Raw genomic sequence first — 24,814 nt, forward strand, 5'->3', positions numbered from 1 at the left:
GCCGGGCGGCGGTCGCCACCGCCGTCCCGTGCCCACGTCCCTGCCGCCGGACGCCCCCATGCTCGTGCTCGCCACCCCCGGCGCCACGTCCGGCGTGGCCGAGGAGATCGCGGCCGTGGTACGCGTCGACCACCCGCAGATCGAGGTGCGGCTGGCGAGCGTCACCGACCTGGCGGACTCCCTGCCCTCCGGCCGCGAAGCCGTCATCGTGCCCCTGCTCACGTGGGACGACCCGGTCGTCCTGGCGGAGATCGGCAAGGCGGTCGCGGCCAGCGGCAGCGGCGCCGTCGTCACCGAGGCGCTCGGCCCGCACCCGCTGCTGGCCGAGGCCCTGCACATCAGGCTCGCCGAGCGCGGCCTGGCCAGGGCCGACCGCGTGCGCCTGCTGAACGTCTCCAGCCCGGTGGACGCCGTCATCCTCGCCACGGTGGGCGGGGAGCGTGCGGTGCACGCCGCGCAGCCCACGGCGGTGCTCCTGGCCTCCAGGCTCACCATGCCGGTCGTCTCGGCCTCGCTCGACAGCGACCCCAGCATCGCGATGGCCGCCCAGCGGCTGCGCGCGGCGGGCGCCGAGCGCCTGGCCATCGCACCCTGCATGATCGGCCACGAGGCGCCCACGGGCATCGTCGAGCAGGCCGCCGGATCGGTCAACGCCGGGCACGCGGAACCGCTCGGCGCCCACAGCTCCGTGGCCGAACTCGTCGCGCGGGCTTATGGGAGCCAACTGGCCACTTGACAAGGGCTTGTAGAGATCGCGGGGCGGGTGTACATCGGCGAACGGCTCGGCCTTCGTGACGTCACGGAGGCCGACGTGGCCGCGCTGCACGCCATGTACGGCGACGCCGCGGCCACGCAGCATATGCCGTTCGCGCCCCCCGTTCCACAACTCGCGGCGTCTGCGCCGCGGGTTCCCGCCGAAGGCGGGACGGGAGTCCTCGCCGTTCACGGCGGGGTGCAGGTCAACGTCTGCGAATGCGGCGGGTGGTGTACAACGGCGAGCGGCTCGGCCTTCGTGACGTCACGGAGGCCGATGTGGCCGCCCAGCTCGCGATGCTGACCGCCGGGATGGTGGAGGAAGGCCGCATCCGGCACCATGTGCACACGCCCGCCGGATGGCGCGACTCGATCGTGCATTCGGCGCTGCAGGACGAGTGGACCGAACGCTAGACCCGTCCGTGGCGGGCGGGGTGTGGCGCGGACCGGGATTGTCGGTCGCGGGTCCTACGATGAGCCTCCTCACGGAGGGATAGTCCTATGCTCGACGCGCTGATCGTGCCCCTGTTCGTCACCACGGACCTGCCGCCCGAGTCGGAGCTGGCCGAGTTCGGGGAGTTGCTCGCCGAGACGGCGCGCGTGCTCCGCCGCGAGGGCGACGGCTACGAAGGCGACAGCTACGAGGCGTTCCTGGCGGGCAAGGTGTTCTGGCTGGACCGTCCCGTGCTGCCCGAGCAGCGCCCGGCGGGCGAGGCGGAGCTGCGCTTCGCGGGCATGCTGGGCCACCTCGCCGCCTCCGGCCCCGGCCACACCTCGCGTGACGTCGTCGGCGACGTGCGCCGGGCGATCGGCGAGGCCGTCACCGGCCGCTACGGCGACGTGGGGGTCGCCCCGGCCGTGTTCGCGATCCGCGATCACGACGTCCGCGAGCGCACCCCCGAGGCCGCCCTCCACATCGACACCCGCGGCGCCACCCCCGAGCTGGTGACCGCGACCAGGACCTACCTCTAGCCAGGCGGGCGCGCCTCGTGCGATCGTGAACGGCGATCAGACCCACGGGCCGCCCCTCCGCGACGCGGTGGCGGCCGACGACGAGGAGGTCCTCGCATGGCCGTGCTCGGCGCGATCTGCTTCGGGCTGGTGATCGGCTGGATCACGTACGGGACGCTGCGCCGCAGGCAGGGCGCGGTGGGCCTGACGGACCTCGCCGCGGTGCTGGCCGCGGTGGGCGGCGGGGCGGTGTCCGCGCTGGTGGGCACACCCGAGGTGTTCGGAGCGTACGCGGTGGGCCTGGCCGTCGGCTTCTTCGGCTACCTGGTCGCGGCCACGCTCATGCCGGACTCCAAGTGGCTGGGCGACTGAGCGCTCCCGCCGGGCCGGCTCGTCAGGAGGGCAGGCCCACCAGGACGTACGGGGCCCACAGGTCGGGCTCCGCGGAGCCGTAGAGGTCGCGTAGCTCCAGTACGGCCTCCCGCAGCGCCTGGGCCGGGCCCGTGCCGGAGCGCAGCCTGGTGTGGAAGTCGCGCATCAGGGCCCTGGTGACCTCGCCGGAGACCGGCCAGAGCGGGAGGAGCACGGACCGCGCGCCCGCGTGGAGGAACGCGCGGGCCAGGTCGGCCACGTCGTCCCCGCTGCTCGGGGCGGGGCCGCGTTCGTGGGCGCCGAGGACGACGAGCCGGGCGTCCACGGCCATGCTCATGAGCCGCCTGCCGGTCAGGAGGCCGTCGGCGAGCCTGACGCCCGAGCCGAAGGGGTCGCCGGGGTCGAACACGCCGGGGCACGACAGGTGCACCACGTCCCAGGCGCCGAGGAGCCGGGCCGCGGTGGCGGCCGGGCCGGTGTGGGGCGGGGTGCCCAGGATGGCGGCCGCGTCCCGCGCCGCCGCTTCGAGCGGGTCCCGGGCTTCCGGCCCTGCCTCGCCTTCGGCTGCGGCCCCTGAGGGACTCGGACTGTGCCCGAGCACCAGGGACCGGGTGCCGGTCGCGGGGCCCCGCCGGGTGAGGCGGGTCAGGGCGGCGACGGAGGGGGCGTAGGTCACGGGGGCGAGTTCGAGGAGCGGGCGGCCGGCCGGGGCGAGCGCGTGGAGCGGGATGTGGTGGAGCTCGGCGTGCGGGACCAGGTAGAGGTGGTCGAGGTCGTCGCCGAGCGCGTCGAGGGCGTCCGACAGCAGGAGGTCGGCCAGGCTCCGCCAGACGGCGGCGCGGTGGCGGCGCGCCTCGATGTCCAGCAATCCGGGGCGGCGGCCGACGGTGGCGGCGGTGAAGTCGGCCAGCAGGTCGCGGCCGACGGTGGTGGGGAAGGCGCGCGGCCCGGACCAGCCGGTGCGATGGGCGAGCACCGTCACGCTCTCGTCGCCGACGTACAAACCGACCAGCGCGATCCCCCCGCGGACGCCTTCGGGGCGGGCGGAGGTGACGAGGGTGTCGAGTCGGGGCTGGTCGAGCGGGGTGTCCAGGTGCAGGGCGGCGTAGTCGGGGGCGAGGGGTTCCATGCGGCGCCACAGCGCCGCCACCTCGGCCTCGGCGGCGCGGGCGCGCCGGAGCAGCGACGCGGCCTCCGACGGTTCGCGGGTGTTCCCGGCGGCCGACCTGAGCGTCCGCATGGTGTCGAGCCCGCGCCGCTCCGCCTCCACGAGTTCGGCGGGCACGCCCTGCGGCGCCGGCCAGCGCCGATGGCTGAGGTCGGCGGCGGTGGGCCGGTCCTCGGCCGTCCAGGGCCAGGAGTCGTCGCCGTGACGCGCCGGCCCGGACCAGCGGTCATCGGCGCTCACCGCCGATCCCGGCCAGGGACGGTGGCCGAGCCGGCTGGTCAGGGCGCGGGACTTGGCGTGCTCCACGTGGCGCCAGGCCGACAGGCCCCTGCCCAGGCGTACGGCGAGCCGGATCGCGCGGTCGCGGCCGGAGGCGTGGCCGAGGTCGCAGGCCCGTTCGGCGTCGGCGAGCGCGCTCGGGAGGTCGCCCAGTTCCTCGGCGGCGACGGAGCGGTGGTGCAGGGCGAGGTCCAGCTCCAGGTCGTGGCCGAGCTCCTCCAGCAGGCCGATCGCCTCCGACAGGTGCCGGTGGCCGCGGGCGTACGAGGCGGTGGCCACGTCGAGGGCGCCGAGACGGCCGAGGGCGAGCGCCTGGCCGGGCCGGTACCCGATCTCCCGGGCCAGGGCCGCGGCCTCCGCCAGGTCGACCCCGGCGCGGGCGGACTCCTCGACCCGGGCGAGCATGATGAGCGCCAGGACCACGCCGCGCGTCCGGCCGCGGGCGTGCTCGATGTCCAGGGCCCTCTCGGCGAAGGCCCTGGCCTGGTCCGTCGAGTCCCGCAGCGCGCAGACCAGGCTCAGGTCGGCGTAGCTGTCGGCCAGGTCCGCCCGGGAGCCCGTCTCCTCCGCGATCGAGATGGACTGCCGGTAGAGGGCCTCTGACTCCGCCAGCTCGCCCAGCTTGAGGTGGAGCGCGGCCCGCCCGGCCAGCAACGGGGCCCGCAGCGCGCGCCAGACCGGCGAGGACAGCAGTTCGAGCCCCTCGTCGAAGGCATGCGCGGCCTCCGTCCAGCGGGCCTGGTCGGCGCGGACGCGGCCCAGCAGGTCGAGCGCCTGGACGTGGTCGGCGGGGAGCGCGGCGTCCGAGTCGCGGGCCAGGGCGACCGCCTCGGTGAGGTGCCCGGCGGCCTCGTCCAGGCGGCCCAGCTCCCGGGCCGCGGCGCCGAGGTTGCGCAGGTGGTCGATCACGAGGGCGTCGCGCAGCTCGTAGCCGCGGGCGGCGTACGCGTGCGCGGCCTCCAGGTCTCCCAGCGCGCGGCAGAAGGCGGAGAGCCTGGACAGCAGGAACGAGTGGTATTCGGAGGCGAGCGGGCGGCCGTTGACGGGGTTCGCGGCGAGCGTCTGCTCGGCCAGGGCGCGGGCGGTCTCCAGGTCGCCGGCGGCCTCGGCCTCCTCGATGCGGAGCCACGTCTCCAGCCGTTCGGCCCGGTCGCCGTCCGCCGCCCTGACCGCCTGGCCCAGCGTGGCGTGGCCGCGGGTCGCGTCGCCGAGGATGAGCTGGATGCGGGCCAGCCGGGCCAGCAGCTCCGCGTCCAAGCCACCGCCCATGGCGGCGATGAGCTCGAAGTCCCCGCCGGACTCCTCCGCCGGGGCGAGGGACCCTGGTGGCGGGGCGAGGATGGACAGACCGGCTTCGAGGGCGGCCCGGGCGCGGCGGAACTCGCCGCGTTCCTCCAGCGCGAGGCCGAGCTTGATCGAGGCGAGCGCCGCCAGCCGGGGCCGGCCACCCGCGTGGAACCCGGCCGCCGCCAGCTCCAGCTCCTCCACCTGCGCGTCCAGGTCCCCGGTGAGCGCGGCCAGGGCGGCCAGCCGGTCGCGTACGACGGCCTCCTTGAGCGGGGCCCCGGCGGACAGCCCCAGCGCCGAGCCCAGCCGTTCCGCGGCCTCGTCCCACGAGCCGAGCCTCAGGTCCAGCGCGGCCCGCCCCAGCACCGCGACGAGGACGGCCTCCGGGTCGCCCTCGGCGGCGGCCAGCTCCAGCGCGCGCCCCAGGTCGGCCAGCGCCTCGTCGTAGCGGTCGAGGGCGGTCAGGCAGGAGGCGCGCATGCTCAGCGCGGTCGCCTCCTTGAGGGGGGCACGCAGCCGGGCGAACGCCTCCGCCGCCGCCCCGAACTCCGCCAGCGCCCGCTCCTGCTCCCCCTCGGCGTACGAGATCGCCCCCAGGTTGTAGCGCGCGGAGGCGGCCCCGTCGTGGTGGCCGAGCGACTCGTACTCGCGCTCGGCCAGCCCGAAGGCCGTCCTGGCGCCGTCGACGTCGCCACGGCCACGGCGGCGGCCCGCGATGCGGTACCACTCGTCGGCGGGCTCGCGCCGCTGCCCCCTGCGCCGCACGATCTCCACCAGCCGGGCCTCGCAGGCGGCGGCCTGGCCGGGGTGGCCGCGCCCCACCAGCAGGACGGCGTGCGCGTCGAGCGCCCGGCACGCGTCCTCCCAGGCTCCGGCGGCCTCCAGCTCGATGGCGCAGGCGGCCATGCGTTCGGCGGCCGCGGTGAGGTCGTCCTGGTCGACGGCCGCCCGGGCGGCGGGGACGAGCGCCATGGCGGCCGGCACGGTCTCGCCGAGCTCGCGGTAGAGCTCACGGGCCCGGACCGCGCAAGCCACGGCGCCGCCCGGGTCGCCCGCGGCCAGGAACGCCTCGGCCGCGTGCCCCTGCTGGGCGGCCTCCTCCGCCGCCAGCCCGGCGCTCTCGCACAGGGCGATGGCGCGGTGGTGGTGTTCGAGGGCGCGGACGGGGTCACCGGCGCTGAGCAGCACGACGCCCATGCTGCCGAGCTGCAGCGCCTCGGACCGGACCTCGCCCAGCGAGCCGTAGACGGCCGCCGACCGCGCATACGACTCCAGCGCCGAGTCCGGCTCGCCCAGCTCCTGATATGCGCGCCCCTGCTCGGACAGCGCGTACGCCATCCGATCGCCGGCGCGGAACGCCTCCGCCGACCGCCCCAGCACCACGCAGGCCACCCGCCGCCGCCCGAGCGAGGCCAGCCGCAGCCCCCACTCCAGCAGGAACTCGCCGGGCGACTCGGCCTGCCGCTCGGCGTAGCGCAGCAGCTTGACCGTCACCTCGTCGTCCCGCGTGCCCAGCGCCAGCTCGGTGGCGGCCTCAGCGAGCCGCGCGTCCGGCGGCGGCGCCCCGTCGAGTGCCGCGCCGAGCTGCGTCAGCAGGTCCGGGTCCCCTTCCCCGGCGAGGTCGAGCACCTCCCCCAGGTCCCCCGGGTCGCCCTGCGCGGAGAAGCGCGCCAGCAGCGCCCCGCACAGCACCCGCCGCGCGGGCGCCGGGTCCTGGGCGGACTTCACGGCCAGCTCCAGCCCCTGGCGCGCGGCCGCCACCGACTCCCGCAGGTCCTCCGCCCGCCCCGCGTGCGCGGCCCGCCACCGCAGCACCTCCGAGACGAGCCCGTACGCCTCCACCCGCGACGACAGCAGCTCACCGGCCGCCAGGGCCTCGCGCAGCGCGGCGACCGCCTCGTCGGCGTGCCCGGCGTCGAGATCCAGCTTGAGCGCCCGCGCGAGCAGCACCAGGACCTCGGGCCTGGCCGGGTCCCGCTCCCCGTGGGCCGCGAGCGCGGCGCGCGCGGCGGCGATCGGCTCCGCGGGGTCCCCGCCGGTCATGACGGCCCGCTTGAGCAGCGCGTTCGCCAGGCCGGCGAGCAGCCAGGGACGGTCGGGGTGCCCGCGCGGAGCCTGGCCGCCGGCCTCGCGCCTGGCCTCGACGGCGGTCTCCAGGTCGTGCGGGTCGCCGGTGACGCCGTACCGCTTCCAGCGCCGGTCGCCCAGCCGCCCGAGCCGCACGACGGGGTCGGTGCCGAGCCCGCGCGCCGCCTCGCCGGGCCCCAGGTGCAGGGCCTGCAGCATCTCCGTCCCTGCCTCCAGCGAGCGCTCGTCCCCCGTGACGACGAACCACTCGACCAGCCCGGCCGCGTACGGCGCCAGCACGCCGGGATGCGCCCACTTCTCATGCCAGAAGTCGAGCGCGCACTGCCCGACCCTGATGAACGCCAGCAGATCGCGATCGGCGTACGACCCGGTCGAGCGCGCCCAGGTGAGCTCCACCAGCGCCAGCAGCGCCTGCGACCGGCCCTGGCCGGCCGGCGGCGCCTCCGCGGCTCTCACGTACGCCCCGGCCAGCTCCTCGTCGCCGAACGCCGCCAGCCCGAGCGCCGTGCCCAGCAGGTCCACGTGCGCCGGCTCGGCCAGCGCCGCCCTGAACAGCACGTGCACGGCGTCGTCGACGACCTCCAGCTCCCCCGTGGCCCCGAACAGCCGCACCAGCCCGTCGCCCAGCAGCGCCAGCGCGCCCGGCGCCCAGGCGGGCTCAGGAGAGCGCGTCGACTCCTGTAACAGCAGCTCGCCGAGCTGGTCGGCCACCTCCGGCGTGGGCTGCGCCACGGCGCGCCGCACCAGGGCGTGGATCAGCAGCCCCACGTGCGGGTACGCCGCCGGGTCCACGTGGCGGAACACCTCTTCGAGCAGCCCCGCCCACGTGCCCGCCGAGTCGCCGGGGGGCGGGTTCGAGCCGCGCAGCCGCTCCGGGAGCCGCCCGGGATCGACCACCGCCACGGCGGCTAAGAACGCGCCCGCCACCGCAGCGTCCTGGGTGAACCGCTGGTCGAGCCGGTAGCGGGCCAGGTGGAGCATGCCGATCAGGCGCCAGGCGACCGCGTCGGACCGGTCGCCGGCGCAGGCCCGCATCGCCTGCTCGGCCTCGACCAGCGCCGCGGGATCCCAGATCAGGTCGGGGTCCGCGGCCTGCTCGAACCGCTCGATGCGGGCGGCCAGCGCCCGAGCCGGTTCGGTCATGGGCACAGGCTCTCACCGGCGTGCGCGCCCGTACAGGAGCGCGGCTTGGACCTCCACATCGCCCCGTACGGTATCGCCCTTTACGGTGTCAGCTCGACGAAGGACACGCCCGGCATCGGCAGGTCGAACTCAACCGTGACGGTGTTCCCGGCGACCGTGGCCGGAGGGGTCAGCTCGTCCAGCGTGTTGGCGGCGCGGAGCTTGTCCCACTGTTCGTCCGCCGGCCAGTCGCCGCCGCCCATCGCCTGCCAGGCCGCCTGCACGTTGGAGTGGTCGCGGTCCACGCGGTGGTGGGTGAGCGTGTACTCCCCTTCGCCGAGCCCGCCGATGGTCAAGGACACCGTACGGGTGAGCTCGGGGGCGCCGTCGGCCTGGGCGTGGTTGAGGGTGCCGTTCCAGACCAGCACGCCGATCCTGCCGTCGTCGTGCCGGGCCGCCCACGCCTCGACGCCGGCCACGTCGCCGTCGAGCGTGGCGGCCAGCTCCGCGTCGCCCAGCCGCGAGGCCAGAGTCAGCGCGTGGAAGCGGGGCTTGCGCAGGTTGCCGACCGTCAGCAGGCCGAACCCGCCGTGGAACAGCCGCGGTGGCCGGCCCAGCTCCTCGAAGTGGTCGGAGGCCACCCAGTGCGAGAGCGCGGCGATCCTGCCGGCCGCCGACTTCATGCCGTGCAGCAGGAACGCCGCCCCGAACGGCCCGTCGCCGATGCCGTGGAAGTGGGTGGGCGTGGGCCCCCATTCGGTCCACCAGATCGGGACGTCCACGCCGTACCTGGCCAGGACGGGACGCCAGTCGAGCGGCGCGTTGCCGTAGGTGTGGGTGGAGACGAAGTCGAGCTCCGCGCCCGACTCCTCGATGTGGGCCAGCAGCTCCTCCACCCAGGCGTCGGCGGCCGAGGCGGGGCCGCCGACGCGCAGGCCGGGGTGGACGTTCTTCACGGCCGCGGCGGTGACGTCGTAGAGCAGGAAGTACTCCTCGGGCGTGCCGGCCCAGAAGACGGCCAGGTTCGGCTCGTTCCAGACCTCGAAGGCCCAGTGGTCGATCAGCTCGTGGATCCCGTACCGCTCGACCAGGTGCTCGACGAGCGCCCTGACCAGGTCGCTCCACGCCTCGAAGTCCTTCGGCGGCGAGACGATGGCGTCATAGCCGAAGACCGTCTTGGAGGGGTCGGAGGCCAGGTCGCGCGGCATGTAGCCGAGCTCCACGATCGGCCGCAGGCCCAGCGCCGTCACCTTGTCGTAGATCTCGTCCACGCGGCTGAAGTCGTAGACCGCCTGGCCGTCGGCCTCCCGGTAGACGCCCACGTCGTCGCAGAGGATGGCGTGCGCCCTGACCGTCTGGACGCCGAGCTCCTCCCGCATGACGCGCAGCGCCGCGGCCAGCTCCTCGCCGATGGGTCGGCCGCCGGTCTCGTCGGTGCTCAGCAGGTGTGACAGGTGCTCCGACCCCACCATGTACGTCCACGGCCGCGGCAGCTCGCGGGTCACCCGCCCCGCGTCCACCTGGATCGACACCCCGGCCGCCCCTTCGAGCGGGGCGGCCGGCACGGGCTCGGAGAACGGCCCGGCGTGGTCCATGGCGGCGATGGCGGCCACCTGGTACGACGCCGCTCCCTGGCCCGTGTCCACGAACCGGCAGGACGGCACGGCGGGCACGTCCACGTCCGGCGACGTGGCCGGCGCGCCGTCCCTGTGCACGAGGTAGCCGATGGCCCCGGGCACGGCGTCCCAGGTCAGCGTCACCTGGCCGGCCCCCGGGACCGCCGTGAGGCCGGTCGGGGCCGGCAGGTCGGGCCGGGAGGACGGGGTGATCGCGCCGGACGCCTGGCCGATGCGCTCCTGCCAGTCGCGGTGGGCAGCCATGTTCATGAAGAGACGTTCCATTCCTCGATTTCCATCACCGGGCGCAGCTTGGCCTCCACGCCCGAGCCCGCGAAGTAGCGGTGCAGGTTTCCGCCGGTGAGCACGTTGCCCAGGGCAGCCATCGCCATGCCCTGGTCGAGTGCCAGGTACCACTTGGACACGGCCCCAGAGCGGACCGCGACGGCGTCGTAGAAGCCGCCGGGGCCGTAGGAGTCGAAGTTCCTGCGGAGTTTGTCCAGGTTGTCGATGGCCGCGGCCTTCGCGTACGGGAGCGCCAGGAAGCTGGCGTGCGGCGTCACCACGCCGTCGCCGTAGCTCGCGGGCTCCGGCTTGGCCGGGCGGCAGCCCTCGTAGCCGGGGTCGGTGCCGGTGCGCTCGCGATCGGTGGTGTAGCCGGGCTCGTCCATGCCGAGCGGGTCCACGCCGTACTCGCGGTAGCCGCCGTGCGGGTCGTTGGACGGCGAGAAGCCCCAGTAGCCGTACTTGGCCTCGTTCATGCCGTGCTCGATCTGGGCGCGCACGAACACCGGGTGGTTGCGGCCCCAGCTCTTGGGCGCCCACTTCGCCTCGGGGACCACGAGGTCCGGCATGAGGGCCTCGAACATGGAGCCGCCCCAGTTCGGGACGTAGCGCATGCCGCGGTAGGCGTACGTGCCCTCCCAGACGTTCACGCCCAGGTACTTCTTCCACGAGCCGACCGGCTTCTGGTCCTGCCAGCCGAAGTCGCAGCCGTTGTCCGGGAAGGTGCGGTACGGGCCGAAGTAGCTCTCGCGCGGGAGCTGGCCGAGCGCGATGCCCACGTACTGGCCGATGCGGGTCTCGGCGGGGGCGCCGTAGTGGTGGCAGGTGGAGTAGATGGTCGTGCCGGTGCCGGCGTAGTCGCTCTCGACGTAGCAGCCGTCCGGCGGCTCGGGCCAGAACCCGCCGCGGATCAGCCCGGTGCCCGCGTCGGGGCGGGCGGCGGGGTCGTAGTAGGAGGTGAAGTCCATGGAGGTCAGCAAGCGGTTGGCGCGGGCGGCGAACTGGGGGGTGGCGTTGCGGACCATCATGAGGGCCGCGGCCAGCCAGCCGTTGTCCACGCTGGAGGCGAACAGGCGCACCGGGTCGCCGGTCTCCGGCCAGGTGTGGATCAACTGGAGGGTGCCGGGATCGTACCAGTTGTAGAACTGGCCGGTGGGCGTGTTCCGCTCCAGCCGCTCCAGCGCCTTGATCACCCGGCCGACCCTGGCGGTGGCGTCCCCGCCGCTGATCAGGCGCAGGTCGCGGGCGGCCAGGGTGCTCCACAGGTACGTGCCGATGTTGGTGGGCGAGGTGACCTTCGCCCTGGTCGCGAGGTCGCCGGTCACCTTGTCGGCGGGCAGGCCGGTGGCCGGCTCCACCATGGCGGCCATCGACCGCCAGGTGTCCTTGGCGTAACGCAGCAGGGTGTTGTTCTCCGAGGCGTCGGCGGGGGCGGCCGGTACGACCAGGGCCAGCGCTAACACGCCGGACAGGACTGTCTTGCGCATGGGGGGCTCCTCTACTTGATGCCGGTGGTGGCGATGCCCTGGATGAAGAAGCGCTGCAGGAAGACGAACAGGAACAGGATCGGCGCGATCACCACGACCGACCCGGCTACCAGCAGGTTGTAGTGGGTGGCTTCGTGCCCGTTCAGGATGTTGAGCGCGACCGGGAGGGTGTACATGTCCTCGCTCTGCGCGACCACGGCCGGCCACAGGAAGTTGTTCCACGAGTTGAGGAACGTGATCAGCGCCAGCGTGGCCAGCGCCGGCCCGCACAGCGGCAGGATGATCGTGAAGAAGATCCGGAACTCGCCCGCGCCGTCCACCCTGGCCGCGTGGATCAGCTCGTCCGGCAGGTCCGCGATGAACTGCCGCATCATGAACACGCCGAGCGGCGCGACCACGCCCGGCAGGATGATCCCGATGAACGTGTTGACCATGCCGAGCTTCGCGATCAGCACGAACTGCGGCATCATGAGCACGATCGCCGGGATCGCGAGCTGCACCAGCACCAGGCCGAAGGCGAGGTTCCTGCCGCGGAAGGACAGCTTGGCGAAGGCGTACCCGACCATGGAGCAGAACAGCAGGTTCGTGGCGACCAGCACGAGCGCGATGGCCATGCTGTTGGCGAAGGCGTTGCCGATGTTCACCCGCTGGAACAGCTCGACGAAGTTGTCCAGCGTGAACGTCTCCGGCCAGAGCGTCGGCGGGTCGCGCCTGATCTCCCGCTCCGGCTTGACCGAGCTGAGCGCCGTCCACAGGAACGGCCCGGCGACCAGCGCCAGCCCCAGGCTCAGCCCCAGGTAGACGACCGCGCGCTGGCGGCGGGTCCTGCTCACCTTCGCCTCCCCAACCTCAGCTGCAGTACGGCCAGCGCCACGATCACCATGAACAGCACGGACGCGGCGGCTCCCGCGTAGCCGTAGTTGCCGACGCCGAACTGTCCGAAGATGGCCAGCGAGGCCGACAGCGTGGAGTCGAGCGGGCCGCCCCTGGTCATGACCAGCGGCTCCTCCAGGAACTGCATGAAGCCGGTCGAGCTGTAGACGGTGCAGAACAGCAGCACGGGCCGGAGCGAGGGCACGGTGACCGCGCGGAAGCGGGCCCAGCGGCCGGCGCCGTCCACCTCGGCGGCCTCGTACAGCTCCCTCGGGATGCTCTGCAGCGCGGCCAGCAGCACGACCATGTTGAAGCCGAAGCTGCGCCAGGCCGTCATCACGATGATCGACGGCAGCGCCGTGGAGGTGCTCTGCAGCCAGTTCGGGCCCTGGACGCCCACCAGCTCCAGCAGCCGGTTGACCAGCCCGGCCTCCGGCTCCAGCAGGAACTTCCAGGCCACGGCGATGCCGATGATGCTGGTGATGTTGGGCAGGTAGTAGCCGAGCCGGAAGAACGCGGCCGGCAGCCGGGCGATCCCCGAGTTGAGCAGCACGGCCGCGGCCAGCCCGAGCCCGATGGTCAGCGGCAGCGCGGTCACCACGAAGACCACGGTGTTGAGCGCCGCCCTGCGCATGGCGCCGTCGTTCATCAGCCGCAGGTAGTTGTCGACGCCGACCAGGTCGACGGCGAGCGGGTCGGCCACGTCGGTGCTGCGCATGTCGGTGAAGCTCATGCCGATGCCGACGAGCAGCGGGCCCAGGTAGAAGACCACGAACAGGACCACGAACGGCAGGATGAAGATCCAGCCGATGCCGGCCTGGCGCAACGTGCCCCTGAGCCTGATCGGCGCCACCCGGCGGGCGGGAACCGCCACGCTCATGGGCCCTCCCGCGTCGGCGCCGCGCGAGAGCCGCCCCGCCTGCTCACAGGCCGGTGCCGATCGTGTCGGCCTGCGACTGGATCGCCTTGAGCGTCTGCTCGGGCGTCTGCGCGCCCCGGGCCAGCTTCTCCAGCTCGGTCTCCAGCACCCTGGCCACCTGCTCCCACGTCGGGAACGGCGGCGGCGTCTTGGCGTCCTTGAGCTGCTCGCCGAAGACCGCGAGCTGCTTGTCGGCGGTCAGCTCCGGCTCCTGCCAGGCCTTCACGACCGCGGGCAGCGCCTTCACCGTCGTGTACCACTTGGCCTGGACCTTCGGCTCGCTCAGCCACTGGATGAACTTCCAGGCCGCGTCGCGGTTCTTGGCCTTCTTGAACACCACCATGTCGGACCCGCCGAGGAAGCTCGTCGCCGAGACCGGCCCCTTGGGGTAGGGCGCGACGTCGAACTTGTCCTTGAAGTCCGCGCCGCCGTCGTTGTTCAGCACGCCGATCATCCACGGGCCGGAGAAGAAGCCGCCGACCTCGCCCTTGATGAAGCTCTGCGGGAAGGCGCCCTCCGGGGTGTTGTTGGGGGCGAGCTTCTGCGTGAACAGCGACTCGTACTGCTTGAGCCCTGTAAGCGCCTCCGGGGTGTCGAACGTGTACTTGCCGTCCTTGACGATCTCGCCGCCCGCCTGCCAGATGAGCGGCAGCACCTCCTGCCAGGAGGCTCCCTGCGTGTAGCTCTGGTTGAAGCCGTTGCCCGCGCCGCCCTTCTCCTTGAGCGCCTTGGCGAACGCCGAGAACTCCTGCCACGTCCCAGGCGGCTCGACGCCGGCCTTCTTCGCCTGGTCCGTGCGGTAGTAGAGGACGCGGGTCTCGACGTACCACGGCACCCCGTACGCCGTGCCGTTGACGTCGACCGTCTGCCAGGCGCCGGGGAAGAACACGGACTTGTCGACCAGGTTGCCGGGCGTCGGCTCCAGCGCGCCGGTCTTGGCCAGCTCGCCCGACCAGGTGGAGCCGACCATGCTCACGTCGGGCGTGGCGCTGCCCGCGATGGCCGCAGTGATCTTGTCGTGCGCCACGTCCCAGCCGATGGCCGTGACGTTGACCTTCACGCCCGGGTTGGCGCCCTCGAAGTCCTTGACGAACGCGCCCAGCGCCTTGCCCTCCTCACCCATCGCCCAGACCGTGACCTCCCCCGTGATCTTGCCGGTCGTGACGTTCTGTGCCTGCTCAGGAGCTTTGTCTTGGCTGCGGCCGCAGCCGGCGGCCAGGATCGCTAGAGCGAGCACGCCTCCCGTGGCGCGTCGGGTGGTGGTGTTCACGGACTACCTCCTGGGGGTGTGGTCACCGCGGCCGGAACGGATCTCCGGCGCGGCGGTCAGAACTCGGTTTCGTCTCGGGGTGGTGGCCGCAGCTGGAGCGGACCACCAGCTCGGTGGGCAGGCTCTGGTGGCGGGGCAGGTCGCGGGCGCCGGTGATCAGCTCGTCGAGCGCGCGGGCGGCTCGGGCGCCGAGCGCGCGCATCGGCTGGCGTACGGTGGTCAGCGCCGGGCGGGCGTGGCGGGCGGCCATGATGTCGTCCCAGCCGGTCACGGCCAGGTCGTCGGGCACGCTCATGCCGAGCTCCTCGGCGGCCAGCAGCGCGCCCAGCGCGACCTCGTCGTCGGAGCAGATGATCGCCTCGGGCCTGCCGTCGCCCTTGAGCAGGTCCTTCGCGGCCTCGAAGCCGCACTCGACGGTGTAGTGGCGCGTGCCCACGGCCTCGATCGCGCCGCCGAGCACGGCCCGCACGCCCTGCCAGCGCTCGTCCACGTCGTCCTGGCTGGTCATGGGCGCGCCGAGGAAGGCGAAGCGCTCGTAGCCGTGCCCGGCCAGGTGGGCGGCCAGCGCTCCCGCCGAGGCCCGGTTCTCGCTGCGCAGCGTGTCGGCACCGGTCAGCGGGTCGCGCGAGAGGAACACCAGCCGCACGCCGAGCCCCACCAGCTCGGCGACCAGCGACTCGGGGACGGTGTGACCGAAGATCAGCATGCCGTCGACCCGTCCGGCGAGGTCCTTGACCAGGTCGTTGACCCGCGTGCGCCCCTTGGTGGACAGGATGACGACGGAACGCCCCAGCTCGGAGGCGACCTCCTCGTAGCCGAGCAGGACCTCGGTGTAATAGGGGCCGGCGAGGTCGGGGAAGACGATGCCGTTGGCGGCGTGACGGCCCTCGGCCAGGCTCACCCCGAGGCGGCTGGGCGTGAAGTTGAGCTCCTCGACCGCCTTGAGGACCTTCTCGCGCGTCCTGGCCGCGACCGGGCCGGTGCCACGCAGCGCCCTGGACACGGTCGCGATCGACACGCCGGCCCGCTTGGCAACCTCGTAGATGGTCACGTCCATCCAGCTTCTCCCTGTTGTGTAAGCGCTTCCACCTTGGACTGTAAGCGCTTACACAAAGGCAGTGTGCCAGGCTTGTTAACTTCTCGTACAGGCCCCGGTGCGTAACGGTGAGGTCACGCCGTCGGTGGGTAGTCGTGGATCATGCTCTATGGCAAGGAACACGTACAGCGCTATCAGGAGACCGACGGCGCTGAGGGACACGACTGGAACAACACGACAGTCCTTCTTCTCACCACGAAGGGCCGCAAGTCGGGCAAGTCCTATACGACGCCGCTCATCTATCAGAAGCACGGCGACGACCACGTGATCGTCGCGTCCAAGGGCGGGGATCCCGACCACCCGGAGTGGTACAAGAACATCCTGACCGACCCAGAGGTGAAGGTGCAGGTCAAGGGCGACAAGTTCACGGCCCGCGCGCGTACGGCCTCGAAGGAGGAGAAGCCGGAGCTCTGGCGGCTGATGGCCCGCACCTGGCCGGACTACGACGAATACCAGAAGAAGACCGACCGCGACATCCCGGTCGTCGTGCTCGAACGCGCCCGATGACACGAGCCCCGCCGCGCCCGGCCAGGGCGCGACGGGGCTCCCGTCAGGTCACTTGATGCGGTATGCCCTGACGACGGTCTCGGCGAAGCCGTTGCCGCCGGTGTCGACGGCGTTGACCCGCAGCGAGGCGAACCCGCCGCGCGAGCCGGCCGGGTGCCACGTCTGCGCGGCCCACGTGCCCTTGCCGGCCGGGTGGACCAGCGTGGGCAGCCAGGTGCGGCCGTCGTCGTAGGAGATCTCCACCGTGAGCCTGCGCAGCGGCAGGTCGGGCGAGCCGTCCTGACGCTGGACGCGCAGCGGGATGCTCATGTGACCCGTCGCCGCCCGGTTGCGGTCGTCCAGCTCGGGGGCGATCTTGAGGGTCAGCAGCGGCAGCACCTGCCGCTTGCCCGGCTCGGCCGACTTCGACCTGAACCGCCACTCGGCGCTGACCCGCGTGGACACCTCGGTCTGCGCCGCCGCCCGGTCGGCGGTCATGGTCAGCCGGTACTCGCTCGCCTTCGTCTCGGCGGGCACGTCGACCGAGCCCGGCAGGTAGTCGGCGGCGTAGATCTCCTTGCCGTCGCGGTAGAGCCTGGCCTGCGGAGCCGTGTAGTCGCCGAAGGAGACGCGGTCCGGCGTGGTGTCCTCGAACAGCCCGGCCGAGAACTGCATCAGGTTCTCGTCACGCCAGGTGTAGTCGCCGTCGGGGTTGAGCGCGGCCGCGAAGACGCCGGAGTTCCAGCGGTCGGTGGTCTTCGTGCCGGCCCGGTAGAGGATGGTCTCGCCGAAGAAGAACTGGTCGACGTCGTCCCAGCCGTCCGGCGGCGTCTGGTACTGGATGAAGGACGGGTACCAGCCGGTGTCGGCGGGCGTGTAGTACTCGGTCCTGCGGAACGGCAGCGAGAAGCGGGACACCTGGCCGTACGGCATCCACGCCAGCTCCTTGCCGTACAGCACCGGCAGGGCGAAGTGCTCGCCGAACTTGGCGTCGTGCTGCGTGGCGTACGTGGTGGTGACCTCGGCGAGGTCGCGGCGGCGCGGCTGGTAGCCGGGGTCGGCGGGGATGCGCGGCTCGGCCTTCATCAGGTGGTAGAAGTACGGGCTGTCGTCGTAGCTGCCGTCGGCCTTCGGCTTGGCCCACTGCGTCCAGCGGTAGAAGGCGAAGTTCTTGCTCACGGTGCGGGCCGTCGGTATGGCCTTGACGCCCTCGACGCGATCCGCGCCCCACATGCCGGCCAGATCGATATCCACGCCCATGGCCTGCACGCCCTCGGCGAGCTGGAGCATGCCGAGCATACCGACGGCCAGCCGCGCGGTGGGCTCCTCCGTGCGGACGGTCACCGGGCGCGCCTTGCGGGCGTCGGCTGCAACGGTGCGGTCGGCGTCGAGGGTGAACTCCGGATCGGCGGCCATCACGATGGTGCCGTCGCTGTCCAGCGTGAGGGTGACGACGGTGTAGCGGTGGCCCTTCTGCAGCCGCAGGTCCAGCGTGCCGCTCGCGATGTCGTAGTTGCGCTGCTCCTTGGCCTCGAGGTCGATCACGCCGGCGAACGCGGCCTGGGCGGGCTGCCCGTCGCTGCCGGTGAAGGTCAGCTTGAGCCCGCGCTTCTCCGGCTCGACCCGCATGCCGATGCCGGTGCGGACGGTGACGTCGGCGTTCCTGGCGATGACCGTGCCGCTGAACGTGCCGACCGGGCCCGGCTGGGCGGTCACCTTGACCTGGGCGGTGCCGTGCGCGGGGACCTCCACGGCCGTGGCGCCGAGCTTGAACGGCGTCACCGTCGCGCCCTCGCCGTCCTTGGCGATCACGCTGAGGTCCAGCCGGACGGCGCCGTCGCCGTCGTTGCGGTAGGTGAGCGTCTGCTCCCTGGGCGCGGGGCTGGGCAGCTCGATCTCGCCCAGGTTCAGGGTGGCGGGCTCGGCCGTGACCTGCTGGGTGACGGCGCGGGCGACGTCCACGCGGCCGGAGCCCTGGACGTAGGCGCCCAGCTCGTCGCCGGGCGCGGTGGAGGCCATGAGCGCCGCCTTGATCCGCTCGGCCTTCCAGTCGGGGTGCTGCCCCGCGACGATCGCGGCGGCCCCGGCCACGTGCGGGGTGGCCATGGAGGTGCCGCTCAGCTGCGTGTACGAGTCGTCGACCGGGAAGCCGGCGGACGTGCCCGCGGCCCGCGCGGCGACGATGGCGACGCCGGGCGCGATCAGGTCGGGCTTGACCGCGGCGTCGCCCACACGCGGGCCCGTGCTGCTGAACTGGACGACGGTGTCGTCGTCACGGTAGGAGGCGCCGACGGACAGCGCCCGGTCCGCGGTGCTCGGCGAGCCGACCGTCTGGGGGCCGTCGTTGCCCGACGCGATGACGAACAGCGTGCCGTACTTCTCCGACAGGCTGTTGACGGCCTGCTCCACGGGGTCCTCGCCGGGAGAGTCGGGCTCCCCGAGGCTGAGGTTGGCGACGCGGGCGCCGTTCTCGGCGGCCCAGGTCATGGCCTCGATGATGGCCGAGTCGGGGCAGTAGCCGCTCTGCACGCAGACCTTGCCGATCATCAGCTTGGCGCCGGGGGCGACGCCCTTGTACCGGCCGCCCGAGGCGGCGCCGGAGCCGGCGATGGTGGCGGCGACGTGGGTGCCGTGACCGTTGAGGTCGCGGACGTCGGGCTCGTCGGTGAAGTTCTGGGCCTTGGTGACCAGGCCCTGGAGGTCGGGGTGATCGGGGTCGTACCCGCTGTCGAGGACCGCGACGGGCACGTCCTTGCCGGTCTGGCCGGCCGCCCAGGCCTGGGGCGCGCCGATGTGCGGGACGCTGACGTCGAGGGAGAGCTTGGCCTTGCCGTCCAGCCAGATCTTCGCGGGCGCGGGCGCGGCCGTCCTGGCCTGCCCGGTCAGGGCCTTCCACAGCGTGCCCGCGCCGGCGCGGGGCTCGCTCTGGGCGACGCCGTTGATCGCGGGCAGCGGGCGCCCGCCCGCGGCGCGCAGCGTGGCGGCGCCGGTCTGGTCCGGGTACGTCGTGATCAGCGGGAGCGCCGGGCTGGCGGCGTCGTCGTAGCCGAGCGCGGCGAGCCGGGTGACGTTGAACAGCCGGGGGTCGAGCCGGCCCGCGGCCAGGAGGGGCATCGCGTCCGTGGGGACGATGCTGAGCCCGTCCTTGCCCCGGCGGTGCACGAACGTGACCTTCTCCCTGCCGGGGCCGGGCTTGACGTCGAGCTGGGTCTGCTTGTCGGGGAGCTCGCGGAGGGTGACCTTGTCGCCGGTGAGGAGGGTGATCGTCTTGGGCGGGCCGGCCTGCGTGGTGGGCTTTTCCGTCTGGGTCGAGCCCTTGGCGGAGGGGGCTGGGGTGGGGGCCGCCTGGACCGGCGTGGCGGCGGCGATCAGGGCCGTTACCACGACGCCCAGGAGGGCGGATCTATGAAGCACATCCCGATTTCTAATTGTCAGTGAAATTTGGTGACAAGGTGGTTGATGTGGCCTATTGCGGCAACTGCCGGAAGTGGCCAAGATCGTGGGCATGCTTGCGAAGGTCGGGCACGGGAGGTCGTGGGCGTGCTTGAGAGGTCGGGCGCTGGAGGTCGTAGGCATGCTTGAGAGGTCGGGCGCTGGAGGTCGTAGGCATGCTTGAGGACGGCCGGGCGCTGGAGGTCGTGGGCATCAGCGCCTTCGACGAGCGGATCTACCGCGGGGTGCTGGCCAGTCCCGGCATCACCGTGCAGAAGCTCGTCATGCGGAGCGGCGAGAGCGCGGGGCGCATCCAGTCGTCCCTGAGCAGGCTCCGCGCCAAAGGGCTGGTCAGCCGCCTGTGGGGCCGCTCGCCCCGCTGGACCGCGACGAACCCGGGGGCCGCGATCCGCTCGCTGGTGCGCGGCATGCAGGGCGAGCTCGACCGGCTCACCGACACCGCCGACGAACTGGAGGCCGCCTTCCGCACCGTCGGCCGGGGCATGGACGAGGGCGGTCAGCTCGAGGTCCTGGCCGGGCCCGAGGAACAGGCCCGGTGGTACGTCCGGCTGCAGCAGGAGGCCAAGGAGGAGGTGCTGACCTTCGACCGGCCCCCGTACGTGCTGGACTACCACAACCCGCTCCAGACCGGCCTACTCCGCAGCGGCGTCCGCTACCGGACCATCTACGTGCCGGAGGCCTTCGACCACGCGGGGGCGCTCGACGAGGTGGGCAGCCTCATCAAGGCCGGTGAGGAGGCGCGGGTCCTGCCCGAGCTGCCGTTCAAGATGGCGATCGTCGACCGGTGGCGGGCGGTCATGCCCCTGCAGATGGACCCGCCGCTGACGCGGGGCGTGCTGATCACGGGGTCGACCATGGTGATGGCGTTGGTGGAGCTGTTCGAGCGGATGTGGCGCGAGGCGCTGCCGGTGCGCGCGGAGCTGTGGCAGGAGCCCGGCGCGCCGCCTGCCGGGGGTTCGCGGGGGGAGGCGGCGGAGCCCGGGCCCTCGGAGACGTCCCTCGGTACCGAGGCGGGCGCACCCGGCCTGGAGCCGGGAACCCTCGGGGCCGGGACACTCGTGACTGGGACTGGGACTGGGACTGCGGCTGGGACTGGTACTGCGGCCGGGGCCGGGGCTCACGGCCCTGCGGCTGGGGCGCATGGCCCTTCGGCGGGAGCGCGCGGCCCTTCGGTTGGGGCGCATGGCTTCGGGGCTGGGGCGCATGGCCCTTCAGCGGGGGCCCTCGGCCCTTCGGCGGACACGCTCGGGCTGGAGGACCGCAGGCTCTTGGCGCTGCTCGCGGCGGGGCTCAAGGACGACGCCATCGCCCGCCAGCTCGGCACCAGCCCGCGCAGCCTGCGGCGACGGCTGCGTCACCTGCTGGACGAGCTGAACGCCGAGACCCGCTTCCAGGCCGGCGCCCAGGCCAGCCGCCGCGGCCTGGTCTAAGGCCGGAGGGCCGACACTCCCCTCACCCTCGACCGGGGAGCCCGCCCTCAGCCAGGGAGCCCTCACCGCGGCCGGGGAGCCCGCCCCGGCCAAGGAGCCCTCACCTCGCCCAGGGAGCCCGCCCCGGCCAAGGACCCCTCACCTCGGCCACGGAGCCCGCCCCGGCCAGGGACCCCTCCCCTCAGCCAGGGGCCCCTTACCCCAGCCAGGGGTCAGGGGCGCAGGGTCGCGTACAGGTCCATGGTGCGGTGGGCGATGCGTTCCCAGGAGAAGTGCTCGACGGCCCTCGTCCGCCCCGCCACCCCGAGCGCCTTGGCCCGCGCCGGGTCCCGCAGCAGCGCGTTGACGCGCTCGGCCAGGTCGGCGGCGAAGCGGTCGGGGTCGTACGGCGTGCCATCGGGCCCCTGGGAGATCGGGACGAGCAGGCCCGTCTCCCCGTCGGCCACCACCTCGGGGATGCCTCCGGTGGCCGTCGCCACCACGGCCGTCTCGCAGGCCATCGCCTCAAGGTTCACGATGCCCATGGGCTCGTACACCGACGGGCACACGAAAACGGTCGCGTGCGTCAGCAGCTGGATCACCTCGGGCTTGGGCAGCATCTCCTGGATCCAGAACACCCCGTCGCGGTCGAGCCCGCGCACCAGCTCGGTGACCTCCGCCGCGATCTCCGGCGTGTCCGGCGCGCCCGCGCACAGCACGAGCTGGGCGTCCCGGTCGAAGGACCGCGCCGCGCGCAGGAGGTGGACCAGGCCCTTCTGCCGGGTGATGCGGCCCACGAAGACGATGTACGGGCGGCGCGGGTCCACCCCGTGCTTCTCCAGAACGTCGAGGTCGGGGTCGGGGGCGTACTCGGCGGTGTCGATGCCGTTGTGGATGACGCTGACCTTGTCCGGCGGGATCTCGGGGTAGGCGGACAGGACGTCGCGGCGCATCCCCTCCGACACCGCGATGACCGCGTCCGCGCTCGCCAGGGCGGTGCGCTCGGCCCACGACGAGATCGTGTAACCGCCGCCGAGTTGCTCGGCCTTCCACGGCCGCAGCGGCTCAAGGCTGTGCGTGGTGATCACGTGCGGGATGCCGTGCAGCATCTTCGCGACATGCCCGGCGAAGTTCGCGTACCAGGTGTGGGAGTGAACGACGTCCGCGCCCTCGCACGCGGCGGCCATCTCCAGGTCGACGCCGAGCACCTGCAGCGCGGCGTTGGCGGCGGCCAGGCCGTCCGGCACCCGGTAGGCCGAGACGCCGGGCTCGGTGCGTTCGGCCCCGAAGCAGCGCACGCGTACGTCGGCCAGTTTCCGCAACTCCCTGGCCAGGTATTCCATGTGCACCCCGGCCCCGCCGTACACCTCGGGCGGGTACTCCCGGCTGAGCAGATCAACACGCATGACATGACCTTATGGCGGGTCGCGTCCGGCGAGCCACCACCGGCGGCGAGTTTCGCGCTTATGGCGGGCCGTGTCGGGGCGGGCCACCACGGGCGGCGAGTCTCGCGCTTATGGCGGGCCGTGTCCGGGCGGGCCACCACCGGCGGCGAGTCTCGCGCTCAAGGTCGACCCGAGCACGGGGAACACGGAGCTCGGCGACTCCCCCGGGGACCATTGCGCTACAAATCTGGACACGAAGGGAGTTCTCCATGCCGGGTTTCGTCGATAGATCGGCCATTTGAGGGTAGCGTCCTGGGCATGAGGTCCCGGAGGGTGCTTGCGGTTGTGCTGGCAGGTGGAGAGGGCAAGAGGCTCATGCCGCTCACGGCGGATCGGGCGAAACCGGCGGTGCCGTTCGGGGGGATATATAGGCTCATCGATTTCGTTCTGTCCAACCTGGCGAACGGCGGCTTCCTGAAGATCGTCGTACTGACCCAGTACAAGAACCACAGCCTCGACCGGCACGTCTCGCGGACCTGGCGGCTGTCGGCGATGCTCGGCAACTACGTGACGCCCGTGCCCGCGCAGCAGCGGCTCGGCCCGCGGTGGTTCTCGGGGTCCGCGGACGCGCTGTTCCAGAACCTGAACCTGATCTATGACGAGATGCCCGAGCATGTGATCGTGTTCGGGGCCGACCACATCTACCGGATGGATCCGCGGCAGATGGTCGAGCAGCACGAGGACTCGGGCGCCGACGTGACGGTGGCGGCGATCAGGCAGCCGCTGTCGCTCGCCGACCAGTTCGGGGTGATCGAGACCGATCCTCAGGGGCGCAGGATCGTGGCGTTCAGGGAGAAGCCGAAGGACGCGGTGGGGCTGGCGGACTCCCCCGACGAGGTGTACGCGTCGATGGGCAACTACGTGTTCAAGACCCAGTCGATGATCGACGCGCTGCGGGAGGACGCGCTCGACCCGACGAGCAAGCACGACCTGGGCGGCAACATCATCCCGATGCTCGTCAAGTCGGGCGGGGCCGACGTCTACGACTTCAAGAACAACATCGTGCCGGGCTCCAGCGAGCGCGACCGCGGCTACTGGCGCGACGTGGGGACGCTCGACGCCTACTACGAGGCCCACATGGACCTCATCTCGGCGCACCCCGTCTTCAACCTCTACAACGACAAGTGGCCGATCTTCACCGGCCATGATCCGCTGCCCCCGGCCAAGTTCGTGCACAACGACGGCGACCGGGTGGGGCGGGCCATCGACTCGCTGGTGTCGCCCGGCGTGATCGTCTCCGGCGGCACGGCGATCCGGTCGATCCTGTCGCCCAGGGTCGTGCTCCACTCGCACGCGCTGGTGGAGGACTCCGTACTGATGGAGAACGTCAAGGTCGGCCGGGGCGCGGTCATCCGCAAGGCGATCATCGACAAGAACGTCGTGATCCCGGACGGCGCGCGGATCGGCTTCGACCTCGAGTACGACCGCACCCGCTTCGCCCTGACCAGGGGCGGGGTCGTGGTGATCGGCAAGAACGAGATAGTCGACCGCTAGCCCCTCCCCCACCCCCACCGCAGCCGACCCGCAACCCGAACAGGTGGCACCCACACACGCCCAACCGCCCCACAACCCAACAGTCGACCCACGCCCAGCCGGTTCATTCGCAGCGCGAGCGACCGACGGCGCACGTCCGGCCGACCCACACCCCGAACAGCTGACCCACGCACGCCCAGCCAGTTCGTTCGCAGCGTGACCGACCAACCCCGCGCGCCCGGCCGCCCCACGGCCTGAGCAGTCGACCCACGCACATCCAGCCGGCTCGCAACGAGAGCGGCTAACCCCACACGCCCAGCCACCCCGAGACCCCAGCCCCAGCCCCAGCCCCACGAAACCCAAGCCCCGGTCCCTTCGAGACCCCAGTTCGGCCCCACGAGACTTAAGCCCGGCACACGACGCCCAAGCCCGGCCGCACAGACTCCTTCGATCTGGCCACACGGCCCATTACTCGGCCGTACAGGCTCCTCTGGCCTGGGGCCACACGGCCTCACTCCGCCGCACAAGTTCCTTTGATCTGAGGCCACGCGGCCCTTCACTCCGCCGCACAGGCTCCTTTGACCTGAGGCCACACGGCCCTTCACCCGGCCGCACGAGGCCGGGACGACCACCAGCACGAGCACCGGCGCGGAGAGCAGCGCGAGCAACAGCGCGGACAGCGGCCACTCGATCGCGCCAGGGCACGAGGGGCAGCATGGACGGCGGCGCGGAGAGCAGCACGGCCAACAGCACGAGCACCGACGCGGATAACAGCGTGAGGAGCGGCGCGGACCGCGACACGAGCAGCTCGCGGACCGCAGCACGGTCAGCAGCGCGAGGGGCAGCGTGGACGGCGGCGCGAGGGGCGGCGCGAGGGGCGGCGCGAGGGGCGGCGCGAGGGGCGGCGCGAGGGGCGGCGCGAGGGGCGGCGCGAGGGGCGCGGCGCGAACACCGGCTCAAGCAGCAGCAAGGACACCAGAGC

At 72.8% G+C, this 24,814-nt stretch carries 16 protein-coding genes; 7 read left to right on the plus strand and 9 right to left on the minus strand.

Annotated features, from left to right (window positions below; all coding sequences use genetic code 11):
- The first annotated feature begins 28 nt into the window (after nt 1-28).
- The 4 genes from ABZS69_RS25455 to ABZS69_RS25470 all read left to right on the plus strand — a co-directional run bounded on the left by ABZS69_RS25455 (nt 29) and on the right by ABZS69_RS25470 (nt 2,076).
- On the plus strand, nt 29-736 hold the full coding sequence (locus ABZS69_RS25455; protein ID WP_355376847.1) for a hypothetical protein: 708 nt from the start codon (nt 29-31) through the stop codon (nt 734-736).
- A 236-nt stretch (nt 737-972) separates the two neighbouring features.
- A complete protein-coding gene (locus ABZS69_RS25460) occupies nt 973-1,167 on the plus strand; it encodes a hypothetical protein (RefSeq protein WP_355376849.1) in 195 nt (64 codons plus the stop codon).
- A gap of 87 nt (nt 1,168-1,254) precedes the next feature.
- Nucleotides 1,255-1,725: a hypothetical protein gene (locus ABZS69_RS25465; protein WP_355376851.1), complete on the plus strand. Its 471-nt coding sequence runs from the start codon at nt 1,255-1,257 to the stop codon at nt 1,723-1,725.
- Between the two features lie 96 nt (nt 1,726-1,821).
- On the plus strand, nt 1,822-2,076 hold the full coding sequence (locus ABZS69_RS25470) for a hypothetical protein (RefSeq protein ID WP_355376852.1): 255 nt from the start codon (nt 1,822-1,824) through the stop codon (nt 2,074-2,076).
- 22 nt (nt 2,077-2,098) lie between these two features.
- On the opposite strand, the gene ABZS69_RS25475 is transcribed toward ABZS69_RS25470, so the two are convergent.
- The 7 genes from ABZS69_RS25475 to ABZS69_RS25505 all read right to left on the minus strand — a co-directional run bounded on the left by ABZS69_RS25475 (nt 2,099) and on the right by ABZS69_RS25505 (nt 15,527).
- Nucleotides 2,099-8,041 carry a CHAT domain-containing protein gene (locus tag ABZS69_RS25475; RefSeq protein WP_355376854.1) on the minus strand — a complete coding sequence of 1,981 codons (5,943 nt, stop codon included), beginning with the start codon at nt 8,039-8,041 and terminating at the stop codon, nt 2,099-2,101.
- 80 nt (nt 8,042-8,121) lie between these two features.
- Nucleotides 8,122-9,906: a hypothetical protein gene (locus ABZS69_RS25480; RefSeq protein WP_355376856.1), complete on the minus strand. Its 1,785-nt coding sequence runs from the start codon at nt 9,904-9,906 to the stop codon at nt 8,122-8,124.
- Complete coding sequence (locus ABZS69_RS25485) at nt 9,903-11,408, minus strand: glucoamylase family protein (protein WP_355376858.1); 1,506 nt, start codon at nt 11,406-11,408, stop codon at nt 9,903-9,905. Before ABZS69_RS25485 ends, ABZS69_RS25480 begins: the two co-directional genes overlap by 4 nt.
- Nucleotides 11,409-11,419: 11 nt before the next feature.
- Entirely contained in the window at nt 11,420-12,241 is an 822-nt protein-coding gene (locus ABZS69_RS25490) for a carbohydrate ABC transporter permease (protein WP_355376859.1), read from the minus strand.
- Nucleotides 12,238-13,161, minus strand: a complete 924-nt coding sequence (locus ABZS69_RS25495; protein WP_355376861.1) for a sugar ABC transporter permease — start codon at nt 13,159-13,161, stop codon at nt 12,238-12,240. Before ABZS69_RS25495 ends, ABZS69_RS25490 begins: the two co-directional genes overlap by 4 nt.
- 43 nt (nt 13,162-13,204) lie before the next feature.
- Nucleotides 13,205-14,470, minus strand: a complete 1,266-nt coding sequence (locus ABZS69_RS25500) for a sugar ABC transporter substrate-binding protein (RefSeq protein ID WP_355376863.1) — start codon at nt 14,468-14,470, stop codon at nt 13,205-13,207.
- 22 nt (nt 14,471-14,492) lie between these two features.
- Nucleotides 14,493-15,527: a LacI family DNA-binding transcriptional regulator gene (locus ABZS69_RS25505; RefSeq protein WP_355376865.1), complete on the minus strand. Its 1,035-nt coding sequence runs from the start codon at nt 15,525-15,527 to the stop codon at nt 14,493-14,495.
- A 141-nt stretch (nt 15,528-15,668) separates the two neighbouring features.
- On the opposite strand from ABZS69_RS25505, the gene ABZS69_RS25510 reads away from it, so the two are divergent.
- On the plus strand, nt 15,669-16,073 hold the full coding sequence (locus tag ABZS69_RS25510; protein WP_355376866.1) for a nitroreductase family deazaflavin-dependent oxidoreductase: 405 nt from the start codon (nt 15,669-15,671) through the stop codon (nt 16,071-16,073).
- Between the two features lie 48 nt (nt 16,074-16,121).
- Here ABZS69_RS25510 and ABZS69_RS25515 read toward each other — a convergent pair whose 3' ends face one another.
- Complete coding sequence (locus ABZS69_RS25515; RefSeq protein ID WP_355376868.1) at nt 16,122-19,436, minus strand: S8 family serine peptidase; 3,315 nt, start codon at nt 19,434-19,436, stop codon at nt 16,122-16,124.
- A gap of 224 nt (nt 19,437-19,660) precedes the next feature.
- Here ABZS69_RS25515 and ABZS69_RS25520 point away from each other — a divergent pair, with 224 nt between their 5' ends.
- Nucleotides 19,661-20,935 carry a helix-turn-helix domain-containing protein gene (locus ABZS69_RS25520; protein ID WP_355376870.1) on the plus strand — a complete coding sequence of 425 codons (1,275 nt, stop codon included), beginning with the start codon at nt 19,661-19,663 and terminating at the stop codon, nt 20,933-20,935.
- A 212-nt stretch (nt 20,936-21,147) separates the two neighbouring features.
- Here ABZS69_RS25520 and glgA read toward each other — a convergent pair whose 3' ends face one another.
- Nucleotides 21,148-22,320: a glycogen synthase gene (glgA, locus tag ABZS69_RS25525; protein WP_355376872.1), complete on the minus strand. Its 1,173-nt coding sequence runs from the start codon at nt 22,318-22,320 to the stop codon at nt 21,148-21,150.
- 297 nt (nt 22,321-22,617) lie between these two features.
- Here glgA and glgC point away from each other — a divergent pair, with 297 nt between their 5' ends.
- Nucleotides 22,618-23,853: a glucose-1-phosphate adenylyltransferase gene (glgC, locus tag ABZS69_RS25530; RefSeq protein WP_355376874.1), complete on the plus strand. Its 1,236-nt coding sequence runs from the start codon at nt 22,618-22,620 to the stop codon at nt 23,851-23,853.
- Nucleotides 23,854-24,814: the final 961 nt, after the last annotated feature.

Source organism: Nonomuraea sp. NPDC005650 (assembly GCF_040605375.1).
Classification (GTDB): domain Bacteria; phylum Actinomycetota; class Actinomycetes; order Streptosporangiales; family Streptosporangiaceae; genus Nonomuraea.

Bases quoted from the DNA above. Each gene is read 5' to 3' on its own strand.
- ABZS69_RS25460 (WP_355376849.1), top strand. From the start codon at position 973: ATGCGGCGGGTGGTGTACAACGGCGAGCGGCTCGGCCTTCGTGACGTC.
- ABZS69_RS25470 (WP_355376852.1), top strand. From the start codon at position 1,822: ATGGCCGTGCTCGGCGCGATCTGCTTCGGGCTGGTGATCGGCTGGATC.
- glgC (WP_355376874.1), top strand. From the start codon at position 22,618: ATGAGGTCCCGGAGGGTGCTTGCGGTTGTGCTGGCAGGTGGAGAGGGC.
- ABZS69_RS25465 (WP_355376851.1), top strand. From the start codon at position 1,255: ATGCTCGACGCGCTGATCGTGCCCCTGTTCGTCACCACGGACCTGCCG.
- ABZS69_RS25505 (WP_355376865.1), bottom strand. From the start codon at position 15,527: ATGGACGTGACCATCTACGAGGTTGCCAAGCGGGCCGGCGTGTCGATC.
- glgA (WP_355376872.1), bottom strand. From the start codon at position 22,320: ATGCGTGTTGATCTGCTCAGCCGGGAGTACCCGCCCGAGGTGTACGGC.
- ABZS69_RS25520 (WP_355376870.1), top strand. From the start codon at position 19,661: ATGCTTGAGGACGGCCGGGCGCTGGAGGTCGTGGGCATCAGCGCCTTC.
- ABZS69_RS25510 (WP_355376866.1), top strand. From the start codon at position 15,669: ATGCTCTATGGCAAGGAACACGTACAGCGCTATCAGGAGACCGACGGC.
- ABZS69_RS25485 (WP_355376858.1), bottom strand. From the start codon at position 11,408: ATGCGCAAGACAGTCCTGTCCGGCGTGTTAGCGCTGGCCCTGGTCGTA.
- ABZS69_RS25495 (WP_355376861.1), bottom strand. From the start codon at position 13,161: ATGAGCGTGGCGGTTCCCGCCCGCCGGGTGGCGCCGATCAGGCTCAGG.
- ABZS69_RS25480 (WP_355376856.1), bottom strand. From the start codon at position 9,906: ATGAACATGGCTGCCCACCGCGACTGGCAGGAGCGCATCGGCCAGGCG.
- ABZS69_RS25475 (WP_355376854.1), bottom strand. From the start codon at position 8,041: ATGACCGAACCGGCTCGGGCGCTGGCCGCCCGCATCGAGCGGTTCGAG.